The organism is Streptomyces sp. JLYT201 (assembly GCF_059448825.1).
Window position 1 is genome coordinate 2,362,837 of sequence record NZ_CM182551.1, and the last position, 25,600, is coordinate 2,388,436.

The 25,600-nt window shown below is 72.5% G+C and carries 23 protein-coding genes; 16 read left to right on the forward strand and 7 right to left on the reverse strand.

Annotated features, from left to right (window positions below; translation table 11 throughout):
* Nucleotides 1-73: 73 nt before the first annotated feature.
* The 3 genes from AC5WAM_RS09245 to AC5WAM_RS09255 all read left to right on the forward strand — a co-directional run bounded on the left by AC5WAM_RS09245 (nucleotide 74) and on the right by AC5WAM_RS09255 (nucleotide 3,379).
* Entirely contained in the window at nucleotides 74-1,120 is a 1,047-nt protein-coding gene (locus AC5WAM_RS09245; RefSeq protein ID WP_495522262.1) for an Rv2578c family radical SAM protein, read from the forward strand.
* A gap of 144 nt (nucleotides 1,121-1,264) precedes the next feature.
* Nucleotides 1,265-2,851 carry an alpha/beta hydrolase gene (locus tag AC5WAM_RS09250; RefSeq protein WP_495522263.1) on the forward strand — a complete coding sequence of 529 codons (1,587 nt, stop codon included), beginning with the start codon at nucleotides 1,265-1,267 and terminating at the stop codon, nucleotides 2,849-2,851.
* A gap of 111 nt (nucleotides 2,852-2,962) precedes the next feature.
* Entirely contained in the window at nucleotides 2,963-3,379 is a 417-nt protein-coding gene (locus AC5WAM_RS09255) for a RidA family protein (protein WP_172386248.1), read from the forward strand.
* Nucleotides 3,380-3,504: 125 nt separating this feature from the next.
* Here the strand turns inward: AC5WAM_RS09255 and AC5WAM_RS09260 are convergent, their stop codons facing one another.
* Complete coding sequence (locus tag AC5WAM_RS09260) at nucleotides 3,505-4,083, reverse strand: adenylosuccinate lyase (RefSeq protein WP_495522264.1); 579 nt, start codon at nucleotides 4,081-4,083, stop codon at nucleotides 3,505-3,507.
* 364 nt (nucleotides 4,084-4,447) lie between these two features.
* Here AC5WAM_RS09260 and AC5WAM_RS09265 point away from each other — a divergent pair, with 364 nt between their 5' ends.
* The 9 genes from AC5WAM_RS09265 (at nucleotide 4,448) to pssA (ending at nucleotide 15,628) form a co-directional block, all read left to right on the forward strand.
* Nucleotides 4,448-6,271 (forward strand): 3-hydroxyacyl-CoA dehydrogenase family protein, encoded by a 1,824-nt coding sequence (locus tag AC5WAM_RS09265; protein ID WP_495522265.1) that lies wholly within the window; start codon nucleotides 4,448-4,450, stop codon nucleotides 6,269-6,271.
* A 136-nt stretch (nucleotides 6,272-6,407) separates the two neighbouring features.
* Entirely contained in the window at nucleotides 6,408-7,217 is an 810-nt protein-coding gene (locus AC5WAM_RS09270; protein WP_242725921.1) for a TetR family transcriptional regulator, read from the forward strand.
* Between the two features lie 502 nt (nucleotides 7,218-7,719).
* A complete protein-coding gene (gene ccrA / locus AC5WAM_RS09275) occupies nucleotides 7,720-9,057 on the forward strand; it encodes a crotonyl-CoA carboxylase/reductase (RefSeq protein ID WP_495522266.1) in 1,338 nt (445 codons plus the stop codon).
* Between the two features lie 91 nt (nucleotides 9,058-9,148).
* Nucleotides 9,149-11,200: a protein meaA gene (locus AC5WAM_RS09280; RefSeq protein ID WP_495522267.1), complete on the forward strand. Its 2,052-nt coding sequence runs from the start codon at nucleotides 9,149-9,151 to the stop codon at nucleotides 11,198-11,200.
* The gene (locus tag AC5WAM_RS09285; protein ID WP_216678106.1) at nucleotides 11,197-12,213 is read left to right on the forward strand and encodes an HpcH/HpaI aldolase/citrate lyase family protein; all 1,017 of its coding nucleotides are present in this window, start codon (nucleotides 11,197-11,199) and stop codon (nucleotides 12,211-12,213) included. Before AC5WAM_RS09280 ends, AC5WAM_RS09285 begins: the two co-directional genes overlap by 4 nt.
* A 5-nt stretch (nucleotides 12,214-12,218) precedes the next feature.
* Nucleotides 12,219-12,731, forward strand: coding sequence for a MaoC family dehydratase (locus tag AC5WAM_RS09290; RefSeq protein WP_172386243.1), 513 nt, complete (start codon nucleotides 12,219-12,221; stop codon nucleotides 12,729-12,731).
* 2 nt (nucleotides 12,732-12,733) lie between these two features.
* Nucleotides 12,734-13,939 (forward strand): acyl-CoA dehydrogenase family protein, encoded by a 1,206-nt coding sequence (locus tag AC5WAM_RS09295; protein WP_495522268.1) that lies wholly within the window; start codon nucleotides 12,734-12,736, stop codon nucleotides 13,937-13,939.
* 182 nt (nucleotides 13,940-14,121) lie between these two features.
* The gene (locus AC5WAM_RS09300) at nucleotides 14,122-14,778 is read left to right on the forward strand and encodes a phosphatidylserine decarboxylase (protein WP_138962569.1); all 657 of its coding nucleotides are present in this window, start codon (nucleotides 14,122-14,124) and stop codon (nucleotides 14,776-14,778) included.
* Nucleotides 14,765-15,628: a CDP-diacylglycerol--serine O-phosphatidyltransferase gene (gene pssA / locus AC5WAM_RS09305; protein ID WP_138962568.1), complete on the forward strand. Its 864-nt coding sequence runs from the start codon at nucleotides 14,765-14,767 to the stop codon at nucleotides 15,626-15,628. Before AC5WAM_RS09300 ends, pssA begins: the two co-directional genes overlap by 14 nt.
* Before the next feature lie 112 nt (nucleotides 15,629-15,740).
* Here the strand turns inward: pssA and AC5WAM_RS09310 are convergent, their stop codons facing one another.
* Complete coding sequence (locus AC5WAM_RS09310; protein ID WP_495523544.1) at nucleotides 15,741-16,874, reverse strand: glycerate kinase; 1,134 nt, start codon at nucleotides 16,872-16,874, stop codon at nucleotides 15,741-15,743.
* Nucleotides 16,875-17,098: 224 nt separating this feature from the next.
* Between AC5WAM_RS09310 and AC5WAM_RS09315 the strand changes: the two genes are divergently transcribed.
* The 4 genes from AC5WAM_RS09315 to AC5WAM_RS09330 all read left to right on the forward strand — a co-directional run bounded on the left by AC5WAM_RS09315 (nucleotide 17,099) and on the right by AC5WAM_RS09330 (nucleotide 20,408).
* Nucleotides 17,099-18,817, forward strand: coding sequence for a BCCT family transporter (locus tag AC5WAM_RS09315; protein ID WP_495522269.1), 1,719 nt, complete (start codon nucleotides 17,099-17,101; stop codon nucleotides 18,815-18,817).
* Nucleotides 18,818-18,881: 64 nt separating this feature from the next.
* Nucleotides 18,882-19,376 carry an NUDIX domain-containing protein gene (locus AC5WAM_RS09320; protein ID WP_495522270.1) on the forward strand — a complete coding sequence of 165 codons (495 nt, stop codon included), beginning with the start codon at nucleotides 18,882-18,884 and terminating at the stop codon, nucleotides 19,374-19,376.
* Between the two features lie 181 nt (nucleotides 19,377-19,557).
* On the forward strand, nucleotides 19,558-20,091 hold the full coding sequence (locus AC5WAM_RS09325; RefSeq protein WP_495522271.1) for a PaaI family thioesterase: 534 nt from the start codon (nucleotides 19,558-19,560) through the stop codon (nucleotides 20,089-20,091).
* Nucleotides 20,088-20,408 carry a DUF4326 domain-containing protein gene (locus AC5WAM_RS09330; RefSeq protein ID WP_366793167.1) on the forward strand — a complete coding sequence of 107 codons (321 nt, stop codon included), beginning with the start codon at nucleotides 20,088-20,090 and terminating at the stop codon, nucleotides 20,406-20,408. The genes AC5WAM_RS09325 and AC5WAM_RS09330 overlap by 4 nt, the downstream gene beginning before the upstream one ends.
* Nucleotides 20,409-20,426: 18 nt before the next feature.
* Here the strand turns inward: AC5WAM_RS09330 and AC5WAM_RS09335 are convergent, their stop codons facing one another.
* From AC5WAM_RS09335 to AC5WAM_RS09355, 5 genes are all read right to left on the reverse strand, one after another.
* Nucleotides 20,427-20,912, reverse strand: a complete 486-nt coding sequence (locus tag AC5WAM_RS09335; RefSeq protein ID WP_242725900.1) for a methylated-DNA--[protein]-cysteine S-methyltransferase — start codon at nucleotides 20,910-20,912, stop codon at nucleotides 20,427-20,429.
* Nucleotides 20,913-20,995: 83 nt separating this feature from the next.
* Nucleotides 20,996-22,486, reverse strand: coding sequence for a DNA-3-methyladenine glycosylase 2 family protein (locus AC5WAM_RS09340; protein ID WP_495523545.1), 1,491 nt, complete (start codon nucleotides 22,484-22,486; stop codon nucleotides 20,996-20,998).
* A gap of 151 nt (nucleotides 22,487-22,637) precedes the next feature.
* A complete protein-coding gene (locus tag AC5WAM_RS09345) occupies nucleotides 22,638-23,168 on the reverse strand; it encodes an O-acetyl-ADP-ribose deacetylase (protein WP_366793168.1) in 531 nt (176 codons plus the stop codon).
* Nucleotides 23,165-24,586: a phytoene desaturase family protein gene (locus tag AC5WAM_RS09350; RefSeq protein ID WP_366793169.1), complete on the reverse strand. Its 1,422-nt coding sequence runs from the start codon at nucleotides 24,584-24,586 to the stop codon at nucleotides 23,165-23,167. The genes AC5WAM_RS09345 and AC5WAM_RS09350 overlap by 4 nt, the downstream gene beginning before the upstream one ends.
* A gap of 107 nt (nucleotides 24,587-24,693) precedes the next feature.
* Entirely contained in the window at nucleotides 24,694-25,548 is an 855-nt protein-coding gene (locus tag AC5WAM_RS09355) for an inositol monophosphatase family protein (RefSeq protein WP_366793171.1), read from the reverse strand.
* Nucleotides 25,549-25,600: the final 52 nt, after the last annotated feature.

Consider the following 25,600-nt stretch of genomic DNA (forward strand, 5'->3'; position numbering starts at 1 on the left):
GGTCGGGGGTGACGTCCGCACGATCAAGGGAACATGTGTTCTATTCTGTGGCCAGTGCTACCGAGGAGGCGTCATGCGCTGGGAGAGCCTGTCCGACGGGCCGCGCCGGGGCACCGCGGACGCCGCGCTGTTCGGCGCGGACGCGGTGACCACCCGGACCTTCGACACGCCCGAGTTCCGTGGGATGACCTTCCACGAGGTCCGGGCCAGAACGATCGTGAACCGCGTGCCCGGGGCCTCCCGCATGCCCTTCGAGTGGACCGTCAACCCCTACCGGGGCTGCACGCACGCGTGCGTGTACTGCTTCGCGCGCAAGACGCACAGCTATCTGGACCTCGACACCGGGCTCGGCTTCGACAGCCAGATCGTCGTGAAGGTGAACGCGCCCGACCTGCTGCGCCGCGAGCTGGCCTCGCCCCGCTGGCACGGCGACCACATCGCGATGGGCACGAACGTCGACTGCTACCAGCGCGCGGAGGGCCGCTACCGCCTGATGCCGGGCATCATCGAGGCCCTGCGCGCGCACGCGAACCCGTTCTCGATCCTCACCAAGGGCACGCTGATCCTGCGCGACCTGGACCTGCTGCGCCAGGCCGCCGCCGTCACCGACGTCGGCATCTCGGTGTCCGTCGGCTTCCTCGACGAGGCCCTGTGGCGCACCGTCGAGCCGGGCACGCCCGCGCCCGGGCGCCGCCTGGAGGTCGTGCGCACGCTCACCGAGCACGGCATCGGCTGCGGCGTCCTGATGGCGCCGGTGATCCCCTTCCTCGGCGACCACCCGGACCAGCTGCGCGCCACGGTGCGGGCGGTCGCCCGGGCCGGGGCCACGTCGGTGACCCCGCTCGTCCTGCATCTGCGCCCCGGCGCGCGCGAGTGGTTCATGGAGTGGCTGGGACACCACCACCCGCATCTGGTGCGGCGCTACGAGCGCCTGTACGCCGAGGGCGCCTACGCGCCCAAGTGGTACCAGCGCCGCGTCACCCGCCAGGTGCACGAGCTGGCCGAGGAGTTCGGCATCGGCCCCTCGCGCGCGGGCGGCGCGCGCCGCATCCGCGCACTCCGGGAGGCACCCCAGGAGACCGCGTCCGCACCAGAGGCCACGCAGCTCACGCTGCTCTGACCGAAGGGCGGCGGGCACCCGTTCAGACCGTGCTCCTTTCAGGTCATTTCTTGTCAGAACGACCTCTTCCGGGCAGGGATTCCGGGACCATGCGGCGGGGGTCGTGGGCCGCACGGCCCCGAACCCTCCGTCCCGGGAGGCTCGATGAGAAGAAGCGCCGTCTCGCTGTGCGGTGTCGCCGCCCTGATGGCCGGTCTCGTCGCGGCGGTGCCCGCCGCCGCGGGCGCCGACTCACGGACCACGCCGCGCACCCCGCACCCGCCGAAGGCCCTCGTGTGGAAAAAGTGCGCGACGCCCGACCACCCGCGCCTGCAGTGCGCGTCCCTGAAGGTGCCGCTCGACCACGACCACCGGCACGGGCAGCAGATCACGCTCGCCCTCTCGCGCGTGCGGCACACCGCGAAGACGTACCAGGGGCCCCTCCTGGTCAACCCCGGCGGCCCCGGCGGCAGCGGCCTGACGATGGCCGGATCCGTCGCCGCGGCCCTGCCGAAGAAGGTGGCCGCGCAGTACGACGTCGTCGGCTTCGACCCGCGCGGCGTCGGCCGCAGCACCCCGGCCCTCACCTGCCGCCCCGGGCACTCCGCCCCGGTCCGGCCCGACTCGGTGCCGGCGACGCCCGCCCTGGAGAGCGCGAACCTGCGCCGGGTCCAGGCCTTCGCCAAGGCGTGCGCGAAGAAGTACGCGGACGTGCTGCCGTACATCGACACGGTCAGCGCGGCCAAGGACATCGACGCCATCCGCGCGGCCCTCGGCGCCCGGAAGATCTCCTACTTCGGGTACTCGTACGGCACCTACCTGGGCGCCGTCTACGCGCGGCTGTTCCCCCACCACGTGCGCCGCATGGTGCTCGACTCCGTGGTCGACCCGACAACCGTCTGGTACGAGGCCAACCTCAGCCAGGACTTCGCGTTCGACGCCCGCCACAAGGCGTTCCTCGCCTGGGTGGCCAAGCACCACACCACGTACAAGCTCGGCAAGGACCCGGACAAGGTCGAGGCCAAGTGGTACGCCATGCGCGCGGCCGTCGCCGAGAAGCCCGCGGGCAGGAAGGTCGGCGCCGCCGAGCTGGAGGACACCTATCTGCCGGGCGGCTACTACAACGGCTACTGGCCCCAGCTCGCCGACGCGTTCGCGGCCTACGCGAACCACCGGCGGACCGGGCCCCTCGTGAAGGCGTACGAGAGCCTGGGCGCCGTGGACGCGGCGGGCGACAACGGCTTCTCGGTGTACGCGGCCGTGCAGTGCCGGGACGCGGCGTGGCCGCGCGACTGGGACCGGTGGCGCGCGGACAACTGGGCGGTGTACGCGAAGGCGCCCTTCATGACCTGGAACAACGCCTGGTACAACGCGCCGTGCGCGTTCTGGCCGACCACCGGCCTGCGCCCGACGGACGTCCGCAACTCCGCGCTGCCGCCGGTGCTCCTCTTCCAGGCGACGGACGACGCGGCGACCCCCTACGAAGGCGCGATCACGATGCACCGCAAGCTGCGCGGCTCGCGCCTCGTGGTGGAGTGGGGCGGCGGCAACCACGGCGTCACCCTGAGCGGGAACGCCTGCCTGGACCGGTACTTGGCGAAGTACCTCGACAAGGGCCGGGTGCCGAGCAGCGGCGGCGAGGTCGACGCGGTGTGCAAGGCGCTGCCGGACCCGAAGCCGCGACGGGCACCGGCGCGCGGCCAGGCGGCGCGGAGCGCCGAACTGCACGGGCTGCTCGGCTTCCGCAGCTGATCCCGCGCCCGGCGGGCCCGCGCAGCCGGACCCGGTGTCCGCGGAGCCGAGCCCGGCGTCCGCGCGACTCCGCCGGGGGCGTTGTCAGACCCATGGTCCACCATGGGGATCATGAGCCGACTGACGCACATCCACGCCCCTGACGGAGTCGCACCTGCCACGGCGTACACCCACGTCGTGACGGGCACCGGCCGACTGGTCGCCGTCTCCGGCCAGCTCGCCCTGGACGAGCGGGGCGAGCTGGTGGGCGCGGGCGACGCCGCGGCCCAGGCCATGCGGGTCTTCGAGAATCTGCGCCGCTGCCTGGCGGCCGCGGGCGCCACCTTCGACGACGTGATCAAGCTGACGTACTTCGTCACGGACATGTCCCACATGTCCGCGGTGCGCGCCGCACGGGACGCCCATCTCGACCCGGCGCGCCTTCCGGCGTCCTCGGCGATGCAGGTCGCGGCGCTGATCTCGCCCGAGTTCCTGATGGAGATAGAAGCCCTGGCGATCGTCCCGGACGAGGCCGCCGCGGGCGCGTAGCCCGGCCCCGGATCCGGGGGCGCGTAGCCCGGCCCGGGGGCCTCGCCACCGGCCCCACGGCCTCGCCCCGGCCGCGCGGTCCGGCCCGCCGGCGACCGTACGCACGCCCCTGGTGCCCGGACGGCTCACGCCGACACCCGCGCCAGGGCCGCCGAGGCGGCCGCCGCGAGGCGCGGGTGGGCGACGGCGGCCGTGAGCACCGGGATCGCCCGGGCGTCCCCCAGCGCGCCCAGGCCCTCCACACAGGCCAGCGCCACCTTGCCGTACGGGTCGTTGGGCGCGAGGCGGCGGCGCAGCGTGGTGATCAGCGCGGGCGCCGACTCCGGGGCGCGCAGCTCGGTGAGCAGCCGCACGGGGTGCAGGGCGTAGGCCACCCGCAGCTCGTTCGTGGCGAGCGCGGCCGCCGCGCGCGCCGTGCGCGGGTCGCCGAGCCGGGCGAGCGCGTACGCGGCGGCCGCGCAGCGCGGCGGGTCCCGGTGGTTGAGCAGCAGCACGAGCGACTCGAAGGCGCGCTTGTCGCCCGCGACGCCGAGCCGCACCGCCGCCAACTCCCGCGCCCACAGGGGCTGTCCAGCCGCCTGGAGCATCCCCGCCAGCTCGTCCGGATCACTGACGGCCAGCAGCCTCTCGTACGCCTTCAGCGCTCCCGACGCGGCCGCCTCGCGTCGTAAGCGATCCGTCACCGTCCGCAACTCCGCATCCATGCGGTGAGCCTAGTCGCGACCGAGGTCACAGGCACCGGGGGCTGGCGCGCTCGTTACTCACCGGTTAATCTCAAGTGAGCGGGGCACACTCCCCGTAGTAGCTCCACGCAGCAGTTCCACGACTCCTGACGGCCTGGTGACGCAGCCGTCGAGAGTGTTGTCGGTTCGGTACGCACGTACCGCAGGACGACGTGGCTCCGGGACCGGGCCCGTCGGCTCCCCTTCTCGCGCAACTCACGCGCGCCGTACACCCCTTCACGCCGCTCGCGTGGCTTCCACGCGCGCGCCGTCGTGTCCGATGCGCCCCTCCGCGCGCCCCGCGCGTGCGCCCTCTCAGTCGTCACTCACTCCCTGGAGTCCCCGCATGGACGCTCCCTCCGCCCGTTCGTCCCGTACGTCCAGCACCTCCGGCGCGCCGCTGCACACCGTCGCCGTCGTCGGCCTCGGCACGATGGGCGCGGGCATCGCCGAAGTCCTCGCCGTCGCGGGCCGCGAGGTCATCGGCATCGACATCAGCGAGCAGGCCGCCGCGCACGCCGTCGCCGCCCTGGAGGCCTCGACGGCGCGCGCCGTGCGCCGCGAGCGCCTCACCGAGGGCGAGCGCGCGGACGCCCTCGCCCGCTTCCGCACCTCCACCGACCTCCAGGCCGCCGCCGACGCGGACCTGGTGATCGAGGTGGCGCCGGAGTCGTACGAGGTCAAGCAGCAGATCTTCCGCGCGCTCGACGGCATCGTGCGCCCGGACGCGATCCTCGCCACCGGCACCAACGCCCTGTCCGTGACGCGGCTCGCCGCCGAGTCGGCCCGCCCCGAGCGGGTGTTGGGCCTGCACTTCTTCAACCCGGCTCCCGCGATGAAGCTCGTCGAGGTCGTCTCGTCCGTCCTGACCGCCCCCGCGGCCGTCGCCACCGTCACCGAACTCGCCGCCGCGCTCGGCAAGGAGCCCGTCGCCGTCGGCGACCGCCCCGGATTCGTCGCCGACGGACTGCTCTTCGGCTACCTCAACCAGGCCGCGGCGATGTACGAGGCGAAGTACGCGAGCCGCGAGGACATCGACGCGGCGATGCGGCTCGGCTGCGGCCTGCCGATGGGGCCGCTCGCGCTGCTCGACCTGATCGGCGTCGACACCGCCCGCACCGTCCTCGACGCCATGTACGCCGAGTCGCGCGACCGGCTGCACGCGCCCGCGCCGATCCTCAAGCAGCTCAGCGAGGCGGGCCTGACGGGGCGCAAGGCGGGCCGCGGCTTCTACACGTACGCCGAGCCGGACAGCGGCGAGGTGGTGCGGGACGCGCTGACGCCCGTCGAGGGCGCGCGGCAGGCGCGGGGGCGCGAGGTGCGCTCGGTGGGCGTGGCCGGCTCCGGCACCATGGCGTCGGGGATCGCGGAGGTGTTCGCCAAGGCCGGGTACGACGTCGTGCTGGCGGCCCGCAGCGAGGAGAAGGCCGTCGCGGCCAGGACCCGCATCGCCAAGTCGCTCGCGCGCTCCGTCGACAAGGGCCGGATGACGGCGGAGTCGGCCGCGAAGACCCTGGACCGGATCACGCCGAGCGACTCGTACGAGGCGTTCGCGGACGTCGATCTGGCCCTTGAGGCCGTCGCGGAGGACCTGGAGGTCAAGCGGCAGCTGTTCGCGACGCTCGACAAGATCTGCAAGCCCGGTGCCGTCCTGGCCACCACCACGTCCTCGCTGCCGGTCGTGGCCTGCGCCCGGGCCACCTCGCGCCCCGGTGACGTGATCGGTCTGCACTTCTTCAACCCGGCGCCCGCGATGAAGCTCGTCGAGGTCGTGCGGACGGTGCTCACCACCGACGAGGTGCACGCGACGGCCCGGGAGCTGTGCGCGACGATCAAGAAGCATCCGGTGGACTGCGGGGACCGGGCCGGGTTCATCGTGAACGCCCTGCTGTTCCCGTACCTCAACAACGCGGTCAAGATGGTCCAGGAACACTACGCGTCGCTCGACGACATCGACGCCGCGATGAAGCTGGGCGGCGGCTACCCCATGGGCCCCTTCGAGCTCCTGGACGTCGTCGGCCTGGACGTGTCGTTGGCCATCGAGAAGGTTCTGCACCGCGAGTTCCGCGAGCCGGGCCTCGCACCCGCGCCGCTCCTGGAGCATCTGGTGGCCGCGGGCTGCCTCGGCCGCAAGACGGGCCGTGGCTTCCGCGAATATGCCCGGCGCTGACCCGGCCCCGGAGGGCCCGCCCGCCGCGCACGGTGTCGTGCGCGCCGGGCGGGCGGACTGGGGAGGGCTGCTCGAACCCTCGGGCGGTCCGCTCCCGCGGGCGCACTCAGCTGCACACATGCAGTACGTTCGGGTCATGCCCAAGGCCGCCAAGTCCTCACGTACGCCCGCTACGCCCGACGCTCCGGAGAGCGCCGCGGGCAGCCGTGCCGCCGCACAGCGGCTCAAGATGCGCCGCGAGCTCGCGGCCGCGGCCATGGAGCTGTTCGCGACCAAGGGGTACGAGGCCACGACGGTCGACGAGATCGCGGCCGCGGCCGGGGTGGCCCGGCGGACCTTCTTCCGCCACTTCCGCTCCAAGGAAGAGGCGATCTTCCCCGACCACGACGACACGTTGATCCGTGCGGAGGCCGTGCTCAACGCGGCGCCCGCGCACGAGCATCCGCTCGACACCGTGTGCCGCGGCATCAAGGAAGTCATGAAGATGTACGCGGCGTCGCCCGCCGTCTCCGTGGAGCGCTACCGCCTCACGCGCGAGGTCCCGACGCTGCGGGAGCGCGAGATCGCCTCCGTGGCGCGCTACGAGCGGCTGTTCACGCGCTATCTCCTGGGCCACTTCGACGAGCACGCCCACCACGACGGCAACGACGATCCGCTGCTCGCGGAGGTCGCGGCCTCCGCCGTCGTCACGGCCCACAACCACGTGCTGCGGCGGTGGCTGCGGGCCGGGGGCCAGGGGGACGTGGAGGGCCAGCTCGACCACGCCTTCGGCATCGTGCGGCGGACCTTCGGGACGGGCATCGGCGCCGGGCGCGACGCGGCCCCCTCGGGGGCGCCCGCGACCGTCTCGGACCGAGGTGAGGTCCTGGTGACCGTGGCCCGCACGGACGCGCCCCTCGACGAGATCATGCGCACCATCGAGAAGGCCCTGCGCACGCGCCCCTGATTCGTCCCGCACCACCCTTCCGCCCGCCCGCTCCCCTCCCGGGAGCGGGCGGGCGTCGTTACGCCTGCCCGGCGCACCCCTTCTGACCTGCAATGATCGATCATCGCTCAGATGAACCGAGGCAATGACAACTGAGTGAAATTGTTGGCACTGAGTGTCTTGCCGACTGGCACGCGGTGTCATACGTTGATGTTGTCCGGGCGGCCGGCGCACGGACACCACCCGTACGCCGGCTGTCCCCGCAAGCCTCGGCGAGCGCGCCCGGACGCCTGCGTCACAGGCACCTCCCGCGCCCCACCACGGCGCCGCCGCAGCACCACCTCCGCCGAACCGACGGCACCACCGCTTCGCACCTCCCGTAACCCCCGGGTCCGAGGCCCCCTCGCACCCGTCGAGCACCGAGCACCCACACCCCTCGAAGCACCCGGGCACCACGCCACGCACCACCCCGACGTACCCCTCAGAGCGCCCCCCACGGGGTGCCCTTCGCCGGAGGCAACCCATGCAGGAAATCCTGGACGCGATCCAATCGCCGGACACGTCGGCCGCCGACTTCGCCGCGCTGCCGCTGCCCGATTCGTACCGCGCCGTGACCGTGCACAAGGACGAGACCGAGCTGTTCGCGGGGCTCGCCACGCGCGACAAGGACCCGCGCAAGTCGCTGCACCTGGACGAGGTCCCGGTGCCCGAACTCGGCCCGGGCGAGGCCCTGGTGGCGGTGATGGCGTCGAGCGTGAACTACAACTCCGTGTGGACGTCGATCTTCGAGCCCCTGTCGACGTTCGGCTTCCTGGAGCGGTACGGCAAACTCAGCGACCTGACGAAGCGTCATGACCTGCCGTACCACGTCATCGGCTCCGACCTGGCGGGCGTCGTGCTGCGCACCGGGCCCGGCGTCAACGCCTGGCACCCCGGCGACGAGGTCGTCGCGCACTGCCTGTCCGTGGAACTGGAGTCCAGCGACGGGCACAACGACACGATGCTCGACCCGGAGCAGCGCATCTGGGGCTTCGAGACCAACTTCGGCGGGCTCGCCGAGATCGCCCTGGTGAAGTCCAACCAGCTCATGCCGAAGCCGGACCACCTGAGCTGGGAGGAGGCCGCCGCCCCCGGTCTGGTCAACTCCACCGCGTACCGGCAGCTCGTCTCGCGCAACGGCGCGGGCATGAAGCAGGGCGACAACGTGCTGATCTGGGGCGCGAGCGGCGGACTCGGGTCGTACGCCACGCAGTTCGCGCTCGCCGGGGGCGCCAACCCCATCTGCGTCGTCTCCAGCCCCCAGAAGGCGGAGATCTGCCGCGCCATGGGCGCCGAGGCCATCATCGACCGCAACGCCGAGGGCTACCGGTTCTGGAAGGACGAGCGCACCCAGGACCCCAAGGAGTGGAAGCGCTTCGGCAAGCGCATCCGCGAATTCACCGGTGGCGAGGACATCGACATCGTCTTCGAGCACCCCGGCCGGGAGACCTTCGGCGCCAGCGTCTACGTGACCCGCAAGGGCGGCACCATCACCACCTGCGCCTCCACCTCGGGCTACATGCACGAGTACGACAACCGCTACCTGTGGATGTCCCTGAAGCGCATCATCGGCTCGCACTTCGCCAACTACCGCGAGGCGTGGGAGGCCAACCGGCTCATCGCCAAGGGCAAGATCCACCCGACGCTCTCGAAGGTGTACCCCCTGGAGGAGACCGGGCAGGCCGCCTACGACGTGCACCGCAATCTGCACCAGGGCAAGGTCGGCGTCCTCGCGCTCGCGCCCGCCGAGGGCCTCGGCGTGCGCGACCCCGAGACGCGGGCGCGGCACATCGACGCCATCAACCGCTTCCGCAACGTCTGAGGACGCCGAGGTCATTGAGAACGGCGAGACCCCCGAGCACGCCGAGCACGCCGGGACCACTGAGGACACCAAGGACACCGAGGTTACGCACATGACGGAACGCCAGAAGGACCGGCCGTGGCTCATGCGGACGTACGCCGGGCACTCCACGGCAGAGGCGTCGAACGAGCTCTACCGGCGCAACCTGGCCAAGGGCCAGACGGGCCTCTCGGTCGCGTTCGACCTGCCGACCCAGACCGGCTACGACCCGGACCACATCCTCGCGCGCGGGGAGGTGGGCCGGGTCGGCGTCCCCGTATCGCACCTCGGCGACATGCGGCGGCTGTTCCAGGACATCCCCCTGGAGCAGATGAACACCTCCATGACGATCAACGCGACGGCCATGTGGCTGCTCGCGCTCTACCAGGTCGTCGCGGAGGAGCAGGGCGTCGACATCACCACGCTCCAGGGGACGACGCAGAACGACATCGTCAAGGAGTACCTGTCGCGCGGCACCCATGTGTTCCCGCCGGGACCGAGCCTGCGGCTCACCACCGACATGATCACGTACACCGTGGCGCACATCCCCAAGTGGAACCCGATCAACATCTGCAGCTATCACCTCCAGGAGGCGGGGGCCACGCCGGTGCAGGAGGTCGCGTACGCGATGAGCACGGCGATCGCCGTCCTCGACGCGGTGCGCGCCTCCGGGCAGGTGCCGGAGGAGAAGTTCGGTGACGTCGTCGCGCGCATCTCGTTCTTCGTGAACGCGGGCGTGCGGTTCATCGAGGAGATGTGCAAGATGCGCGCGTTCGGCCGCATCTGGGACCAGGTCACGCGCGAGCGCTACGGCATCACCAACCCCAAGCAGCGGCGCTTCCGCTACGGCGTGCAGGTGAATTCGCTCGGCCTGACCGAGGCCCAGCCGGAGAACAACGTCCAGCGCATCGTCCTGGAGATGCTCGCCGTCACGCTCTCCAAGGACGCCCGCGCGCGGGCCGTGCAGCTCCCGGCCTGGAACGAGGCCCTCGGCCTGCCCCGGCCCTGGGACCAGCAGTGGTCACTGCGCATCCAGCAGGTCCTCGCGCACGAGTCGGACCTCCTGGAGTACGAGGACATCTTCGCGGGCTCGCACGTCGTCGAGGCCAAGGTCGACGCGCTCGTCGAGGCGTCCCTGGAGGAGATGGACCGCATCGAGCAGATGGGCGGCGCGATGGCGGCCGTCGAGTCCGGCTATCTGAAGGCGCAGCTGGTGTCCTCGCACGCGGAGCGGCGCGCGCGGATCGAGGCGGGCGACGAGAAGATCGTGGGCGTGAACGTCTTCGAGGCGACGGAGCCGAGCCCGCTCACGGCCGACCTGGACACGGCGATCATGACGGTCGACCCGGCGGTCGAGGCGCGCGTCGTGACCGCGGTGCGCGACTGGCGCGCCACGCGGCAGGAGTCCTCCGACCGGCAGGGCGGCGGCGACCCGTTCCACTTCCCGACCGTCCAGCAGACCATCGACCGGCTCAAGGAGGTCGCGCAGGGCACCGGCAACCTCATGGAGGCCACCCTGGAGTGCGCCCGCGCCGGTGTCACGACCGGCGAGTGGGCGGGGGCCCTGCGGGAGGTCTTCGGCGAGTTCCGGGCGCCCACGGGGGTCTCCGGGGCGCCGCTCGCGGTCACCGCGGAGGCGGGCACGCCGCTCGCCCTGGTCCGCGAGAAGGTCGAGAAGACGGCCGCGGACATGGGCACCGGCAAGCTCCGCTTCCTGGTGGGCAAGCCCGGCCTCGACGGGCACTCCAACGGCGCCGAGCAGATCGCGGTCCGCGCCCGTGACGCCGGCTTCGAGGTCGTGTACCAGGGCATCCGGCTCACCCCCGAGCAGATCGTCGACGCGGCGCTCGCGGAGGACGTGCACGCGGTGGGCCTGTCGATCCTCTCCGGCTCGCACGCGCAGCTCGTGCCGGACGTCCTGACCAGGCTGCGCGCCGCCGGTGCGCACGACATCCCCGTCATCGCCGGCGGCATCATCCCCAGCAGTGACGCCGAGGACCTGAGGGCGGCGGGCGTGGCCGCCGTCTTCACCCCCAAGGACTTCGGCATCACGGAGATCATCGGCCGTATCGTCGACGAGATCCGCACAGCGAACCACCTCGACCCCCTGGAGGTCCCCGCATGACCCGCCCGTCGCCCGCCACCACCCCTCCCACGAGCGGCTCCGCCGCGCACCTTCCCGAGATCAACCGCCTTCGCCCGCGCCGCTCCTGTCTCGCGGTGCCCGGGAGCAACCCCCGCTTCCTGGAGAAGGCCCAGGGCCTCCCCGCCGACCAGGTCTTCCTCGACCTGGAGGACGCCTGCGCGCCGCTCGCCAAGCCGGAGGCACGGCACACGATCGTCAAGTTCCTCAACGAGGGCGACTGGACGGGCAAGACGCGCGTGGTGCGCGTCAACGACTGGACCACCGAGTGGACGTACCGCGACGTCGTGACCGTCGTCGAGGGCGCGGGCCAGAACCTCGACTGCATCATGCTGCCCAAGGTCCAGGACGCCCAGCAGGTCGTGGCCCTTGACCTGCTGCTCACGCAGATCGAGAAGACGATGGGCTTCGAGGTCGGGCGCATCGGCATTGAGGCGCAGATCGAGAACGCGAAGGGTCTGGTCAATGTTGACGAGATCGCCGGTGCCTCGTCACGACTTGAGACGATCATCTTCGGCCCTGCCGACTTCATGGCGTCGATCAACATGAAGTCGCTCGTCGTGGGCATGCAGCCGCCCGGCTACCCGGCGGACGCGTACCACTACATCCTGATGCGCATCCTGATGGCCGCCCGCACCCACGACCTCCAGGCGATCGACGGCCCCTTCCTCCAGATCAAGAACATCGACGGCTACCGCGAGGTGGCCGGGCGCGCCGCGGCCCTCGGCTTCGACGGCAAGTGGGTGCTGCACCCCGGCCAGGTGGAGGCCGCCAACGAGGTGTTCTCGCCGTCCCAGGAGGACTACGACCACGCCGAGCTGATCCTCGACGCGTACGCGTACTACACCTCCGAGGCGGGCGGCAAGAAGGGCTCGGCGATGCTCGGCGACGAGATGATCGACGAGGCGAGCCGGAAGATGGCGCTCGTCATCTCCGGGAAGGGCCGTGCGGCGGGGATGCGGCGCACGTCGGTGTTCGAAGCTCCGGAGGCGTGAGGGACATGCAGTTCGGCCGTACCTACGAAGAGTTCGAAGTCGGCGCCGTCTACAAGCACTGGCCCGGCAAGACGGTCACCGAGTACGACGACCACCTGTTCTGTCTGCTCACCATGAACCACCACCCGCTGCACATGGACAGCAACTACGCGGAGAAGACGACGGACTTCGGGAAGAACGTCGTCGTGGGCAACTACGTCTACTCGCTGCTGCTCGGCATGTCCGTGCCGGACGTGTCGGGCAAGGCGATCGCGAACCTGGAGGTCGAGTCGCTCAAGCACGTGGCGCCGACCTTCCACGGCGACACCATCTACGGCGAGACGACGGTCCTCGACAAGACGCCGTCGAAGTCGAAGTCGGACCGCGGCATCGTCCACGTGGAGACCAAGGGCTACAAGCAGGACGGCACCCTGGTGTGCGTGTTCCGCCGCAAGGTGATGGTGCCGACCGAGACGTACATCAAGGAGCGCGGCGGCGAGCAGCCCGGCCGCCCGGAGCCGAAGAGCCAGGAGAAGTAGCCATGTCCCGACTCGCCCAGACCGCGGGCCTCACGGATGTCCAGCGGGAAATCCTGTCCACCGTCCGTGACTTCGTCGACAAAGAGATCCTCCCGGTCGCGACGGACCTCGAGCACCGCGACGAGTATCCGCAGCGGATCGTGGACGGGCTCAAGGAGTTGGGCCTGTTCGGCCTGATGATTCCCGAGGAGTACGGCGGCCTGGGCGAGTCGCTCCTGACGTACGCGCTGTGCGTGGAGGAGATAGCGCGCGGCTGGATGTCGGTGTCCGGCATCATCAACACCCACTTCATCGTGGCGTACATGCTCAAGCAGCACGGCACGCGGGAGCAGAAGGAGTACTTCCTGCCGCGGATGGCGCTCGGCGAGGTCCGCGGGGCGTTCTCCATGTCGGAGCCGGCGCTCGGCTCGGACGTGTCGGCGATCACGTCGAAGGCGGTCAAGGACGGCGACGAGTACGTCCTGAACGGTCAGAAGATGTGGTTGACGAACGGCGGTACGTCAACGCTCGTGGCCGTACTCGTCAGAAGTGACGAAGGCCACCCCGAGGGCACGGCCCCGCACAAGTCGATGACGACCTTCCTGGTGGAGAAGGAGCCGGGGTTCGGTGAGGTGCGCCCCGGCCTGACCATCCCGGGCAAGATCGACAAGATGGGCTACAAGGGTGTCGATACCACCGAGCTGGTCATGGATGACCTGCGCATTCCAGCCAATCGCGTACTCGGCGGGACCACCGGCCGGGGGTTTTACCAAATGATGGACGGCGTCGAGGTCGGCCGTGTGAATGTGGCGGCGCGTGGTTGCGGCGTCGCTCAGCGTGCCTTCGAACTCGGTGTCTCCTATGCCCAGCAACGGCACACTTTCGGCAAGCCGATCGCACAGCACCAGGCAATTCAGTTCAAGCTCGCGGAGATGGCTACCAAGGTCGAGGCCGCCCATGCGATGATGGTAAACGCAGCACGCAAAAAGGACTCCGGGGAGCGAAACGACCTCGAAGCAGGGATGGCGAAGTACCTGGCGTCCGAATACTGCAAGGAAGTCGTGGAGGACGCGTTCCGGATCCACGGCGGTTACGGCTTCTCGAAGGAGTACGAGATCGAGCGCCTGTACCGAGAGGCGCCCATGCTGCTGATCGGTGAAGGAACCGCCGAGATCCAGAAAATGATCATTGGCCGACGACTCCTCGAAGAGTATCGACTTCAGGGCTGAATGCCCGGTTTGGGGCGGTTTCTTCGAGATCTAATCGAGAAGAAGATCACACCCAGTCAGCACGCGCGGGCGGCCGACTCGGCTTCCTGGCTTGCCCAGTTGTGGCTCGCAACCGATACGATCCCGGGAAAGCCGCCGTCCCCCCGTATGCAGTGCGGCATCATCCGCTACGAAGGTCATCCATGCCCCACAGCCAAACCTCTGCACCTCGCGACAGCCTGGCTGGTGTACGCCTCGCGCGCGGAGCATCGCCGTGGCTCCTGCCGACCGTCGCCACCGCGGCACTCAGCCTGGCCCGGTCCCGCCGGTCCAAGGGCGCCGCGGCCCTCGCCGTACCGACCACCGCACTCGCCGCGGGCATGCTGTGGTTCTTCCGCGACCCCGAGCGCGAGATCACCCAGGGCAGGGTGATCTCCCCGGCCGACGGCGTCGTGCAGAGCATCATGCCGTGGAAGGACGGGCGCACCCGCGTCGCGATCTTCATGAGCCCGCTCAACGTGCACGTCAACCGCGCGCCCCTGGCCGGCACGGTGACGTCCGTCGAGCACATCCCCGGCGGTTTCGTCCCGGCGTTCAACAAGGAGAGCGAGAACAACGAGCGCGTTGTCTGGCACTTCGACACCGAGCTCGGCGACATCGAGATGATCCAGATCGCGGGCGCGGTGGCCCGGCGCATCGTGCCGTACGTGCCGCAGGGCACGAAGGTGGAGCAGGGTGAGCGGATCGGGCTGATCCGCTTCGGCTCGCGCGTCGACATCTATCTGCCCGAGGGCGTCGAGGTGGATGTCGAGGTCGGTCAGAAGACCGTGGCTGGGGTGACTCGCATTGACCGTGACTGATCCAGAGGCGCAGACGGGCGGCTGGGTGCCCGAGGCCGTCGACGCGGTGGACGACGCCGACGAGGACATGCCGCTGTCGCTGCGCCTGTCAATAGCGGACACCCTCACGCTCGGCAACGCCACGTGCGGGTTCATGGCGGTCTACTTCACGACCACCGGCATCCTCATCCCGCACCTCACGGGCAGTGACGAGTCGGGCATGGCCCGGCACAGCGCGGCCACGGCCGTGATCCTGATGCTCTGCGCCGCGGTCTTCGACCTGTTCGACGGCCTCGTCGCGCGCAAGCTGCGGTCCTCGCCGATGGGCGCGGAGCTGGACAACCTCTCGGACCTGATCAGCTTCGGGCTCGCGCCCGCGTACTTCGTGCTCGTGTACGGGATGGTCGCCGACGACGCGCACCAGCGGGTCGCGGCGGTGGGCGCGATCGTGGTGCTCCTGGCGGTGGTGCTGCGGCTTGCGAGATTCTCGTGTGTGACGCTCCGTGACGGAGTGTTCCAGGGGATGCCCTCGCCCTTCGGGGCGCTGACGGTCGTCTCGATCGTGCTCCTGGAGCTGCCCTTCGTGGCCACGCTCCTCGCGATCATCGGTACGGCGTGGCTGATGGTCAGCCGCGTCGAGTACCCGAAGCCGCGCGGTCCCCTGGCGGTGGCCATGCTGGCGTGGATCGTCTCCGCGATGGGGCTGCTCGCGGCGTGGGCCTTCGACGCGCCGGGCGGGCAGCTGCTGCTCCAGACGGGCTGCGCGCTCCAGCTGGTGCTCGGGGCCGTGATCCCGCTCTTCGCCACGGCTCGCCGGGTGAACAACTTCCGGGACAACCGGCGCGAGGCCCGAGCGGCACAGCTGCCGTAGCCTCCCGCGACCGACCCGAGCCGGGTGGGCCTGAACCTCGTGGTTCGGGCCCACCCGGCTTTTCGCTGCCCGCACGCACGGGCCCGGCCGGGACGCCGGGGCTCCGGGACGGTCAGCGCAGATAGTCCCGGGCGATGCCCTCCGCCAGGCGCTCCAGGAGCGGGCCCGCCTCGGCCACGCAGCGGGCGACGTCCGGCTCGATGTCCGTCAGGGCGTACGCGCGGCGGATGCCCGCCGTGCCGAGGGAGGTCGGCGGCAGGGCCAGGCGCCCGCAGACGGCGATGACCTCGACCCCGGCCGCGCGGGCCGCGGCGGCGACCCCGGCGGGCGCCTTGCCGTGGAGGGTCTGCTCGTCGAGGGAGCCCTCGCCGGTGATGACGAGCTGCGCCCCGGCCAGGGCGGGCGCGAAGCCCAGGACGTCCAGCATGACCTCGATGCCGGGCCGGAAGGACGCGCCGAGCCCGACGAGGGCACCGAAGCCGATGCCGCCCGCGGCCCCCGCGCCCGGCGCCTCGGCGAGCTCCAGGGCCCGCGGCCCGGGGCCCGGCCCCGCGGACCGGGCGAGCACCCGTGCGAAGTGCGCGAGCGCGGCGTCGAGCGCCGCCACGTCCTCGGGGGACGCCCCCTTCTGCGGGCCGTACACCGCGGGGGCGCCCTTGGGGCCCGTCAGCGGATTGTCGACGTCGCTGGCGAGGACGATCTCGGTGTCCTTCAGACGCGGGTCGAGCCCGGACAGATCGGCGCTCTCCAGGTCGCGCAGCGGCCCGCCGCCCGGGGCGACCGGCTGCCCGGCCGCGTCCAGGAACCGGCCGCCGAGCGCGGCCAGCATGCCCGCGCCGCCGTCCGTGGTGGCGCTGCCGCCGACCCCGAAGACGAGGGTGCGCGCGCCCGCGTCCAGGGCGGCGCGGATCAGCTCGCCCGTGCCGTACGTCGACGCGGTGAGCGGCGCGAAGACGCCCTCGGGCAGTCGCTGCAGGCCCGACGCCTCGGCCATCTCCACGACCGCCGTGCCGTCGCGCAGCGCGTACGCCGCCGTGACCTCGTCGCCGAGCGGCCCGGTGACCCGGGCCTCGCGGCGCTCGAACCCGGCCGCGACGGCCGCGTCGACCGTGCCGTCGCCCCCGTCCGCCACGGGCAGGGCGCGCACCGACAGGTCGGGCACGACGCGGCGCAGGCCCGCCGTCACGCGCTGCGCGACCTCGACGGCCGTGAGCGACCCCTTGAACTTGTCCGCGGCGATCAGCACATGTCCGCGGTCGTGACCGCGCCCCGTCTCACGGCCCCCGTCGTGAGCTGTCGTCCCTGCGTCCGCCACCTTGCGTTCCCCTTGCTTCCGGCCTTGCCCGCGGCAAGGCAGTCGCGCCGCTGCGACCATAACCGCAGGAAGGGCCCCCTGCCCATGGTCAGCTGGGCGCAAGGACGGCGCGTCAGCCGGAAAAAGCGGTGTGTACCGCTCCATAGTGGGGCGTCATGAGCACGGAAGTGATCGATCAGCCGCTCCCCGACGGGACCCCCGGCGGCCCGCCGGACCCGCCCTCTCCGCCCGGCTCCGCCCCCGACAGCTCTCCCGACTTCAGCGTCGTCGGCATCGGCGCCCTCGTCGTCCTCGGCGTCGTCGCCTGGGCGGCCATCGGCAAGACGTCCTTCGAGAACACGACCGGCTCCGCCCTCTCCTGGGTCCTGGACAACTTCGCCTGGCTCTTCGTGATCGCGGCCGATGTCTTCCTGGTCCTGTGCGTGCTGCTCGCGTTCGGCCGCTTCGGCCGGATCCGGCTCGGCGCCGACGACTCCGAGCCGGAGTTCACGAGTCTCGCCTGGATCGCGATGATGTTCAGCGCGGGCATGGGCATCGGCCTGATGTTCTACGGCGTCGGGGAGCCGCTCACGCACTACCTCGATCCGCCGCCCGCCTCCGGCGTCGAGGCGCGCACCGGGGGCGCCGCCCGCGTCGCGTTCGAGTACTCCTTCTTCCACTGGACCCTGACGCCGTGGGCGATCTACGGCATCGCGGGCCTCGCGCTCGCGTACGCGGGCTTCCGCAAGGGCCGCGGGAACCGGCTCAGTTCGGTCTTCGTACCGCTGATCGGCGAGGCGCGGGCGGCGGGCTGGCCCGGCCGGATCATCGATCTGCTCGCCGTCTTCGCGACCGTCTTCGGCACCGCCACGAGCCTCGGCGTGGGCGCGCTCCAGGTCTCCACGGGGCTGCATCTGACCGCGGGCGCCGAGGACAGCACCACCCTCCAGCTGATCATCATCGCCTCGCTCGGCGCGGCCTTCGTGCTGTCCGCCTTCTCCGGGGTGCACCGCGGCGTGAAGTGGCTCAGCACGCTCAACCTCGGGCTCGCCGCCCTCCTGATGCTGTTCGTCTTCGTGCTCGGCCCGACGGTGTTCATCCTGGACGCGATCCCGGCGAGCGTCGGCGGCTTCCTGCACCAGCTCCTGCCGATGGCCACGCGCACCGGCGCCTTCACCGACAGCACCTGGCTCGGCGCCTGGACGATCTTCTACTGGGCGTGGTGGCTGTCGTGGGCGCCGTTCGTCGGCACGTTCATCGCGCGCATCTCCCACGGCCGGACGATCCGGGAGTTCCTCATCGGCGTGCTGCTCGTGCCGAGCGGGGCGACCGTCGTGTGGTTCTGCGTGATGGGCGGCACCGGCATCCGGCTCGACACGACCGGGGCGGTGGACATGGCGGCCAAGGCCAAGGAGGGCGCCGAGGCGTCCCTGTTCGCCATGCTGGACGGGCTGCCGCTGACCACGGTCACCTCGTGGGTGGCGATGGTCCTCGTCATGACGTACTTCATCACCAGCGCCGACTCCGCCTCGCTCGTGATGGGCTCGCTCAGCAGCCGCGGCTCGCTGCACCCGCCCACCTGGCTCGTCGTCACCTGGGGCGCGCTGATGTCGGCGGTGGCCGCCGTGCTGCTCGTCGCGGGCGGCCTCAAGTCCCTGCAGAGCGCGACGATCCTGGTGGCCCTGCCGTTCGTCGTCGTCATGCTGGCGCTGTGCTGGGCGCTCCTGAAGGAGCTGAGGGTGGACCCGGGGGCGGGGCCCGCCCGGCACACCGCGCTGCACGGCCTGCGGGACGCGGTGCGGGCCATGGTCGGCGACGCCCTGACCTCGCAGTCGACCGACCGCCACCCCAGGCTCCGCCGGATCGCCAGGTCCCGGGGCAGGTCGGACGAGTGAGGCCGCGCCGGGGCCGGGTGCGAGGCCCCTCGGGGGCCCGCCGCGCGAGGCTACCCTTCCCTCCGTGACGACTCTCGATTACGCCGCCTACATCGCCGGCCTGCCGCGTGTCCTCGCCGGAGCCGCCGCCGTCATCCGCGACCCGGCGGGCCGCGTGCTGCTCGTCGAGCCCAACTACCGCGAGAAGTGGGCGCTTCCGGACGGCGGGGTCGAGTCGGCCGACGGCGAGACGCCCCGGCAGGGCGCACGCCGCGAGACCGCCGAGGAGGTCGGCCTGGACATCGAGCTCGGCGGCCTCCTCGTGGTCGACTGGGTGCCGGGCACGGACGAACGGCCGCCGCTGGTGGCGTTCCTGTACGACGGCGGGGTGCTCCCCGACGAGCGGTTCGCGGCCATCCGGATCCAGGAGGAGGAGCTGCTGTCCTGGCGCCTGGTGGCACCCGGGGACCTGGAGTCGTACCTCTCGGTGCCGCTCGCGCGCCGGCTGCGGGTCGCGCTGGACGTGCTGGCGGCGGGCGGCGGCGCGGCGGAGCTGGAGGACGGGCGCCGGGTCGGCTGAGCCGCACCGGGCTGGCTGGGCCGCACCGGGTCGGCTGGGCCGCACCGGCCCGCGCGGGCACCGGCTCTCGGCGCGCGGCCGTCGGCGAAGCCAGCGAGAGTCGTAGGAGAAGCGGCGCGAGCCGTGGGAGAAGCGGCGCGAGCCGAACGGTGCGTGCCGGGCCCGAGGACGGAGCATGCCGATGACAGCGCAGCCGGAGCCGCGCGGGCCACGCGTCCGCACGCACACCTGGGAGCCGCCGGTGCCCTGGGCCGAGGCGGGGGACGTGAGCGGTCCGGAGCTGCTGCGGAAGATCCTCGCCGGGGAGCTGCCGGAGCCGCCCCTGGGCTCGACCCTCGACTACCACCTGGTCGGCTACGGCGAGGGCACGGCGGTGTTCGAGATCGACCCGGGCGAGCACCTCCTGAACCCCATGGGGACGGTGCACGGGGGCGTCCTGGCCACGCTGCTCGACTCCGCCCTGGGCTGTGCCGTCGCGACCCTGTTGCCGCCGGGCCGGGCCTACACCACGACCCAGCTCAGCGTGAACTTCGTCCGCCCGGTGTTCGCGGATTCGCCGCGCCTGCGCTGTGACGCGAGGGCCCTGCACGTCGGCAGGACCACGGCCACGGCCGAGGCCCGCGTCGTCGGCTCCGCCGACGGCAAGCTGCACGCCCACGCCACGACGACCTGCGCGGTCTTCGCGGCACCGCGCCCGGAGGGAGCCGCGTCATGAGCCGCACGACCGTCGTCAACCTCAAGGGGCACCGGGAGGACCCTGACTACGCCGACGTCGTCTACGTGGGCCGGGCCATGCACCGGGGCGGCTGGCACCTGAAGGGCTCTCCGCTCGCCAGCCCCTTCAGGCCCGGCAAGGACGGGACGCGGGAGGAGGTCGTGGCCATGTACCGCGACCATCTGCTCAGCCGCCCGGACCTGCTCGCGCTGCTGCCCGAGCTGCGGGGGCGCCGCCTCGGCTGCTGGTGCGTGCCGGAGCCCTGCCACGCCGAGGTGATCGCGGAGCTCGCCGACGCGGGGGCCGGTGCGGACTGAGGCACCGGAGGCCGCGGTTCAGAACAGGGCGGTCCCGCTCTCCAGCTCCAGGAGCCGCCGCTTGCGGTCGAGGCCGCCGCCGTAGCCGGTCAGGCCGCCGCCCGCGCCGATGACGCGGTGGCACGGCACGATGACGCCGATGGGGTTCTTGCCGTTGGCCAGGCCGACGGCGCGGGACGCGGCGGGCTTGCCCAGGGCGTCGGCGAGCTCCCCGTAGGTACGGGTCTGCCCGTACGGGATCTTCAGGAGCTGCTGCCAGACGGACTGCTGGAACGGCGTGCCGTCCAGGCGCAGCGGCAGGTCGAACCGGGTCAGCTCGCCCGCGAAGTAGGCCGTGAGCTGCTCGGTCGCCGCGTCGAAGCCGTCGGGGTCGCGGTCACCGAAGGTCTCCTCGGCGGGACGGTGGCGCTGCTCGGTCATGTACAGGCCGCTGAGGGTGCCGTCGGTGGCGACGAGGGTGAGCGGCCCGTAGGGGCTGTCGATGACGGTGTGCGTACGGTGCATGGCGGTCAATCCCAGGTCTCAGGGGTCTCAGGGGTCTCAGGGGTCTTGGCGGTCTCAGAGGTCTCGGCAGGGCGCGAAGGGCTTCAGGGCACGGGGATGTGGTTGATGGCGTGGTCGTCCGTCGCCCACAGGTACTGGACGGCGTACGCCCGCCAGGGGCGCCAGGCCGCCGCGCGGGCGGTGAGCGCGGCGGGCGTGTACGGCAGCCCGAGGCACTGGGCGGCGCGGCGGACGCCGAGGTCGGACGGCAGGAAGGCGTCGGGGTCGCCGAGCGCCCGCATCGCGATGACCTCGGTGGTCCAGGGGCCGAAGCCCGGCAGCGCGGCGAGCTGGGCGCGGGCCCGCTCCCAGTCGTTCTCCACGCCGAGCCGGAGCGTGCCGTCGGCGAGGTGGCGTACGAGGGTCATGAGGGTGGCGCGGCGGCTGCGGGGCAGCGCGAGGGAGTCGGGGTCGAGCGCGGCGAGCGCGGCGGGGGCCGGGAACAGGTGGGTGAGGCCGCCCTCGGGGTCCTCGACCGGCTCGCCGTGCGCGGTGACCAGGCGCGCGGCGTGGGTGCGGGCGGCGGCCGTGGACACCTGCTGGCCGAGCACCGCGCGGACCGCGAACTCGGCCTCGTCCACGGTGCGCGGCACGCGCCGCCCCGGCGCCTTGTCGACGAGGGGCGCGAGCAGCGGGTCGGCGCGCAGCTGGCCGTCCACGGCGACGGGGTCGGCGTCCAGGTCGAGGAGCCTGCGGCAGCGGCTGATGGCGAGGGTCAGGTCGCGCGGGTCGGTGAGGGTGAGGCGGCAGCCGATGTGGTCGGGGTGCGGGGTGAGCGCGACGACGCCGTGCCCGTACGGCAGGCGCAGGGTGCGGCGGTACGCGCCCTCGTGCCACTCCTCGACGCCGGGTACGGCGGTCGCGATGAGGTGGCCGAAGAGGTTGTCGGGGTTGAGCGGGGACCGGAACGGCAGCCGCAGCGAGAGCGTGCCGTGGGCGGCGGGCACCTGCCCGCCGGGGCCGCGGCCCCGGCGGGCGGCGCGGGTGCGCAGCTCGCCCGGGGCGAGCGCGAAGACCTCGCGGACGGTGTCGTTGAACGTGCGGATGGAGGAGAAGCCCGCGGCGAAGGCGATCTGCGCCATGGGCAGCGTGGTCGTCTCGATGAGCAGCCGCGCGGTCTGGGCGCGCTGGGCGCGGGCGAGCGCGAGGGGCCCGGCGCCGAGCTCGGCCAGGAGCTGGCGCTCGACCTGGCGGGTGCTGTAGCCGAGACGTGCGGCGAGGCCGGGCACGCCGTCGCGGTCGACGACGCCGTCGCCGATGAGGCGCATGGCGCGGGCGACGAGGTCGGCGCGCTGGTTCCACTCGGGTGAGCCCGGGCTGCTGTCGGGGCGGCACCGCTTGCAGGCGCGGAACCCGGCCTGCTGGCAGGCGGCGGCGCTCGGGTAGAACGTCATGTTCTCGGGCTTGGGCGGCACGACGGGGCAGCTGGGGCGGCAGTAGATCCGGGTGGTCAGGACGGCGGTGAAGAACCATCCGTCGAACCGGTCGTCCTTGGACTGCACGGCCCGCACGCAGCGGTCGAAGTCCCCGTGCATCCCCGTGGGCGCGGCTGTCGCCGGGGTGTCCCGCGTCTGCGGTGCCGGGCGCGGCTCGGCGGGCGTACGCGGCTCGGATGCGCTGGGCGTCACGGTGGGCATGGCTCAAGGATCGGCGATCGCCGCCCCCGGGGCTGGCGGGAATCCGACATCAGCCTTCGGCGGCCAGCGCTTCCTCGAAGGCCCGGTACGCCGCCGCGTCGAAGAGGACGAACCGCACCTCGCTCACCTCCGGGTGTGCGGCCAGGGCCTCGCGCACCGCGTGGACGGCGATGCGGGCGGCATCCGCCAGCGGCCAGCGGTACGCGCCCGTCGAGATCGCCGGGAAGGCCACCGTGCGGGCGCCGAGTCCGGCCGCGGTCCGCAGGGACGCGCGGTAGCAGGAGGCGAGCAGCGCGGAGCGGTCCTCGGTCGCCGACCAGACGGGTCCGACGGTGTGGATGACGTGCGCGGCGGCCAGCTTCCCCGCCGTCGTGGCCACCGCCTCGCCGGTCGCGAGGCCCTTGCCGTAGTGGGCGGCGCGCAGGCGGCGGCAGGCGGCGAGGATCTCGGGGCCGCCCCGGCGGTGGATGGCGCCGTCGACGCCGCCTCCGCCGAGGAGCGAGGAGTTCGCCGCGTTCACGACGGCGTCGGCGTGCTGCTCGGTGATGTCGCCCTGGACGAGTGTGACGCGGGCGGTCATGAGGTCGCGTCCTGGTGTCGGAGCCGCTTCCAGACGGCCTTCGCGGCGTTGTGCCCGGACATGCCGTGCACGCCGGGTCCCGGGGGTGTCGCGGACGAGCAGAGGAACACGGCCGGGTGCCGGGTGCGGTACGGGAACGCGGTGAGCCGGGGCCTGAGCAGGAGTTGCAGCCCGCTGGCGGCGCCGCAGGCGATGTCGCCGCCCACGTAGTTGGCGTTGCGCGTGGCGAGTTGGGGCGGGCCCGCGGTGGCGCGGGCCAGGACGCGGTCGCGGAAGCCGGGCGCGAAGCGCTCCAGCTGCCGCTCGACGGCGTCGGTGAGGTCGCCCTGCCAGCCGTTGGGCACGTGCCCGTACGCCCAGAAGACCTCCTTGCCCTCGGGGGCGCGGGTGGGGTCGGCGACGCCGGGCTGGACGGTGATGAGGAACGGCGTGTCGGGGGCCCGGCCCTCGCGCGAGGCGGCCCGCAGCGCGGTGCCGATCTCCTGGCTCGTGGCCCCGAGCTGCACGGTGCCTGCCCGGCGCGGCGCTTCGGCGGTCCAGGGCACGGGGCCGTCGAGCGCGTAGTCGATCTTGAAGACACCGGCGCCGTACCGGTACGCGTCGTAGTAGCGGCCGAGTCCGGCGATGCGGGCGAGCGCGGTGGGTGAGGTGTCGAAGACGTAGGCGCGCGCGGGCGGCAGGTCGTCGAGGCGCTTGACCTCGTAGTCGGTGTGGACGCCGCCGCCGAGGTCCTTGAGGTGGGCGGCGAGCGCGTCGGAGATGGCTTGGGAGCCGCCGCGGGCGACGGGCCAGCCGCGCGCGTGGGCGGCGAGGGCGAAGACCATGCCGACGGCGGTCGTCGCGAAGCCGTTGAGGGGCGCGATGACGTGGGCGACGAGCCCGGCGAACAGCGCGCGCGCCCGGTCGTCCCGGAACCGCCGGAGCAGCCACGTCGACGGCGGGAGCCCCTGGAGCCCGAACCGGGCGAGCAGCACGGGGTCGCGCGGCAGGGCGGTCAGGGGCAGGGACATGAAGTCCCGCACCAGGGTGTCCCAGTGCGGCAGGAAGGGCTCGACCAGGCGCCGGTAGGTGCCGGCGTCGCGGGGGCCGAAGGAGGCCGCCGTCTCGGCGACGGAGCGCGCGAGCACGGCGGCGCTGCCGTCGGGGAACGGGTGGGCCATGGGCAGCGGTGCGTGCAGCCACCGCAGGCCGTACCGCTCCAGGGGCAGGGCGCGGAACGCCGGGGAGTTGATGCCCAGGGGGTGCGCGGCCGAGCAGGGGTCGTGCCGGAAGCCCGGCAGGGTGAGCTCCTCGGTGCGGGCGCCGCCGCCGACGGTGCCCCTGGCCTCGAAGACGGCCACCGAGCAGCCTCGGCGGGCCAGCTCAACGGCGGCGGTCAGACCGTTCGGACCCGCTCCCACGACGACGGCATCGAGCATCGACGGCACCTTCGGACTCCTTCGTCAGCCGGTGGCCAGTGCCGCACAGGATATGCCGGAGGACCGGCGGGACCCCGGCCGCGGGCCCTCGCGGCAGGGCGGGGCGGTCAGGCCCCGGCCGCCAGCGCGTCCGCGACCCGGCGGGCCGTGGCCGCGTCCCGGGCGGCCGTGAACGGCAGCGCGTTGCCCCCGGTGATGGCGAAGGGCACGCCCTCGCGGGTGAGGTGGGCGCCGCCCGCCTCCTCGACCAGGAGCAGGCCCGCCGCGTGGTCCCAGGCCAGCTCCCAGGTGAACGCGACGGCGTCGAGCTCGCCGCGCGCCACCGCCAGGTACTCCAGGCCCGCGGAGCCGCACGGGCGGGCCGCGAAGCCGTCGGTGAACACGCCGAGCAGGGCGTGCTTCTGGTCGTCGGTGGTGAAGTCCGGGTGGGAGGTGGCGACGGTGAGGGGGCGGCCGGGCTCGGGGGTCCCGGCGCGCAGCGGCGCGCCGTTCAGCGTCGCGCCCCTGCCGCGGACGGCCACCGCGCACTGGTCGAGCGCCGGGGCGTACGTCCAGGAGGCCAGGACCACGCCGTCCAGGGCGAGGGCGACCAGGGTGCAGAAGCCGGCGTCGCCGCGGACGAACTGGCGTGTCCCGTCGACGGGATCGACGATCCACACCGGGGCGCCCTCGGCTATCGCCTCGTACGTCGACGGGTCGGCGTGCACCGCCTCCTCGCCGACGACGACGGAGCCGGGCAGGAGCGCCGTGAGCTCGCGGGTGAGGAACTCCTCCGCCAGGCGGTCGGCGACGGTCACCAGGTCGTGCGGGCCGCTCTTCTGGACCACCTCGTCCTCGGCGAGCTGCCGGAACCGCGGAGTGATCTCCGCGGCGGCGGCGTCGCGGATCACGCGCTCCACGTCGGCGGCCTGACGTGCGAGAAAGTCGTCGATGCTTTCCTTGATTTCCTGCGTTTCGATCATGCCTCCATGAGAGCACGCGCCACTGACATCCCGTGCGGAGGGGGTGAACAAA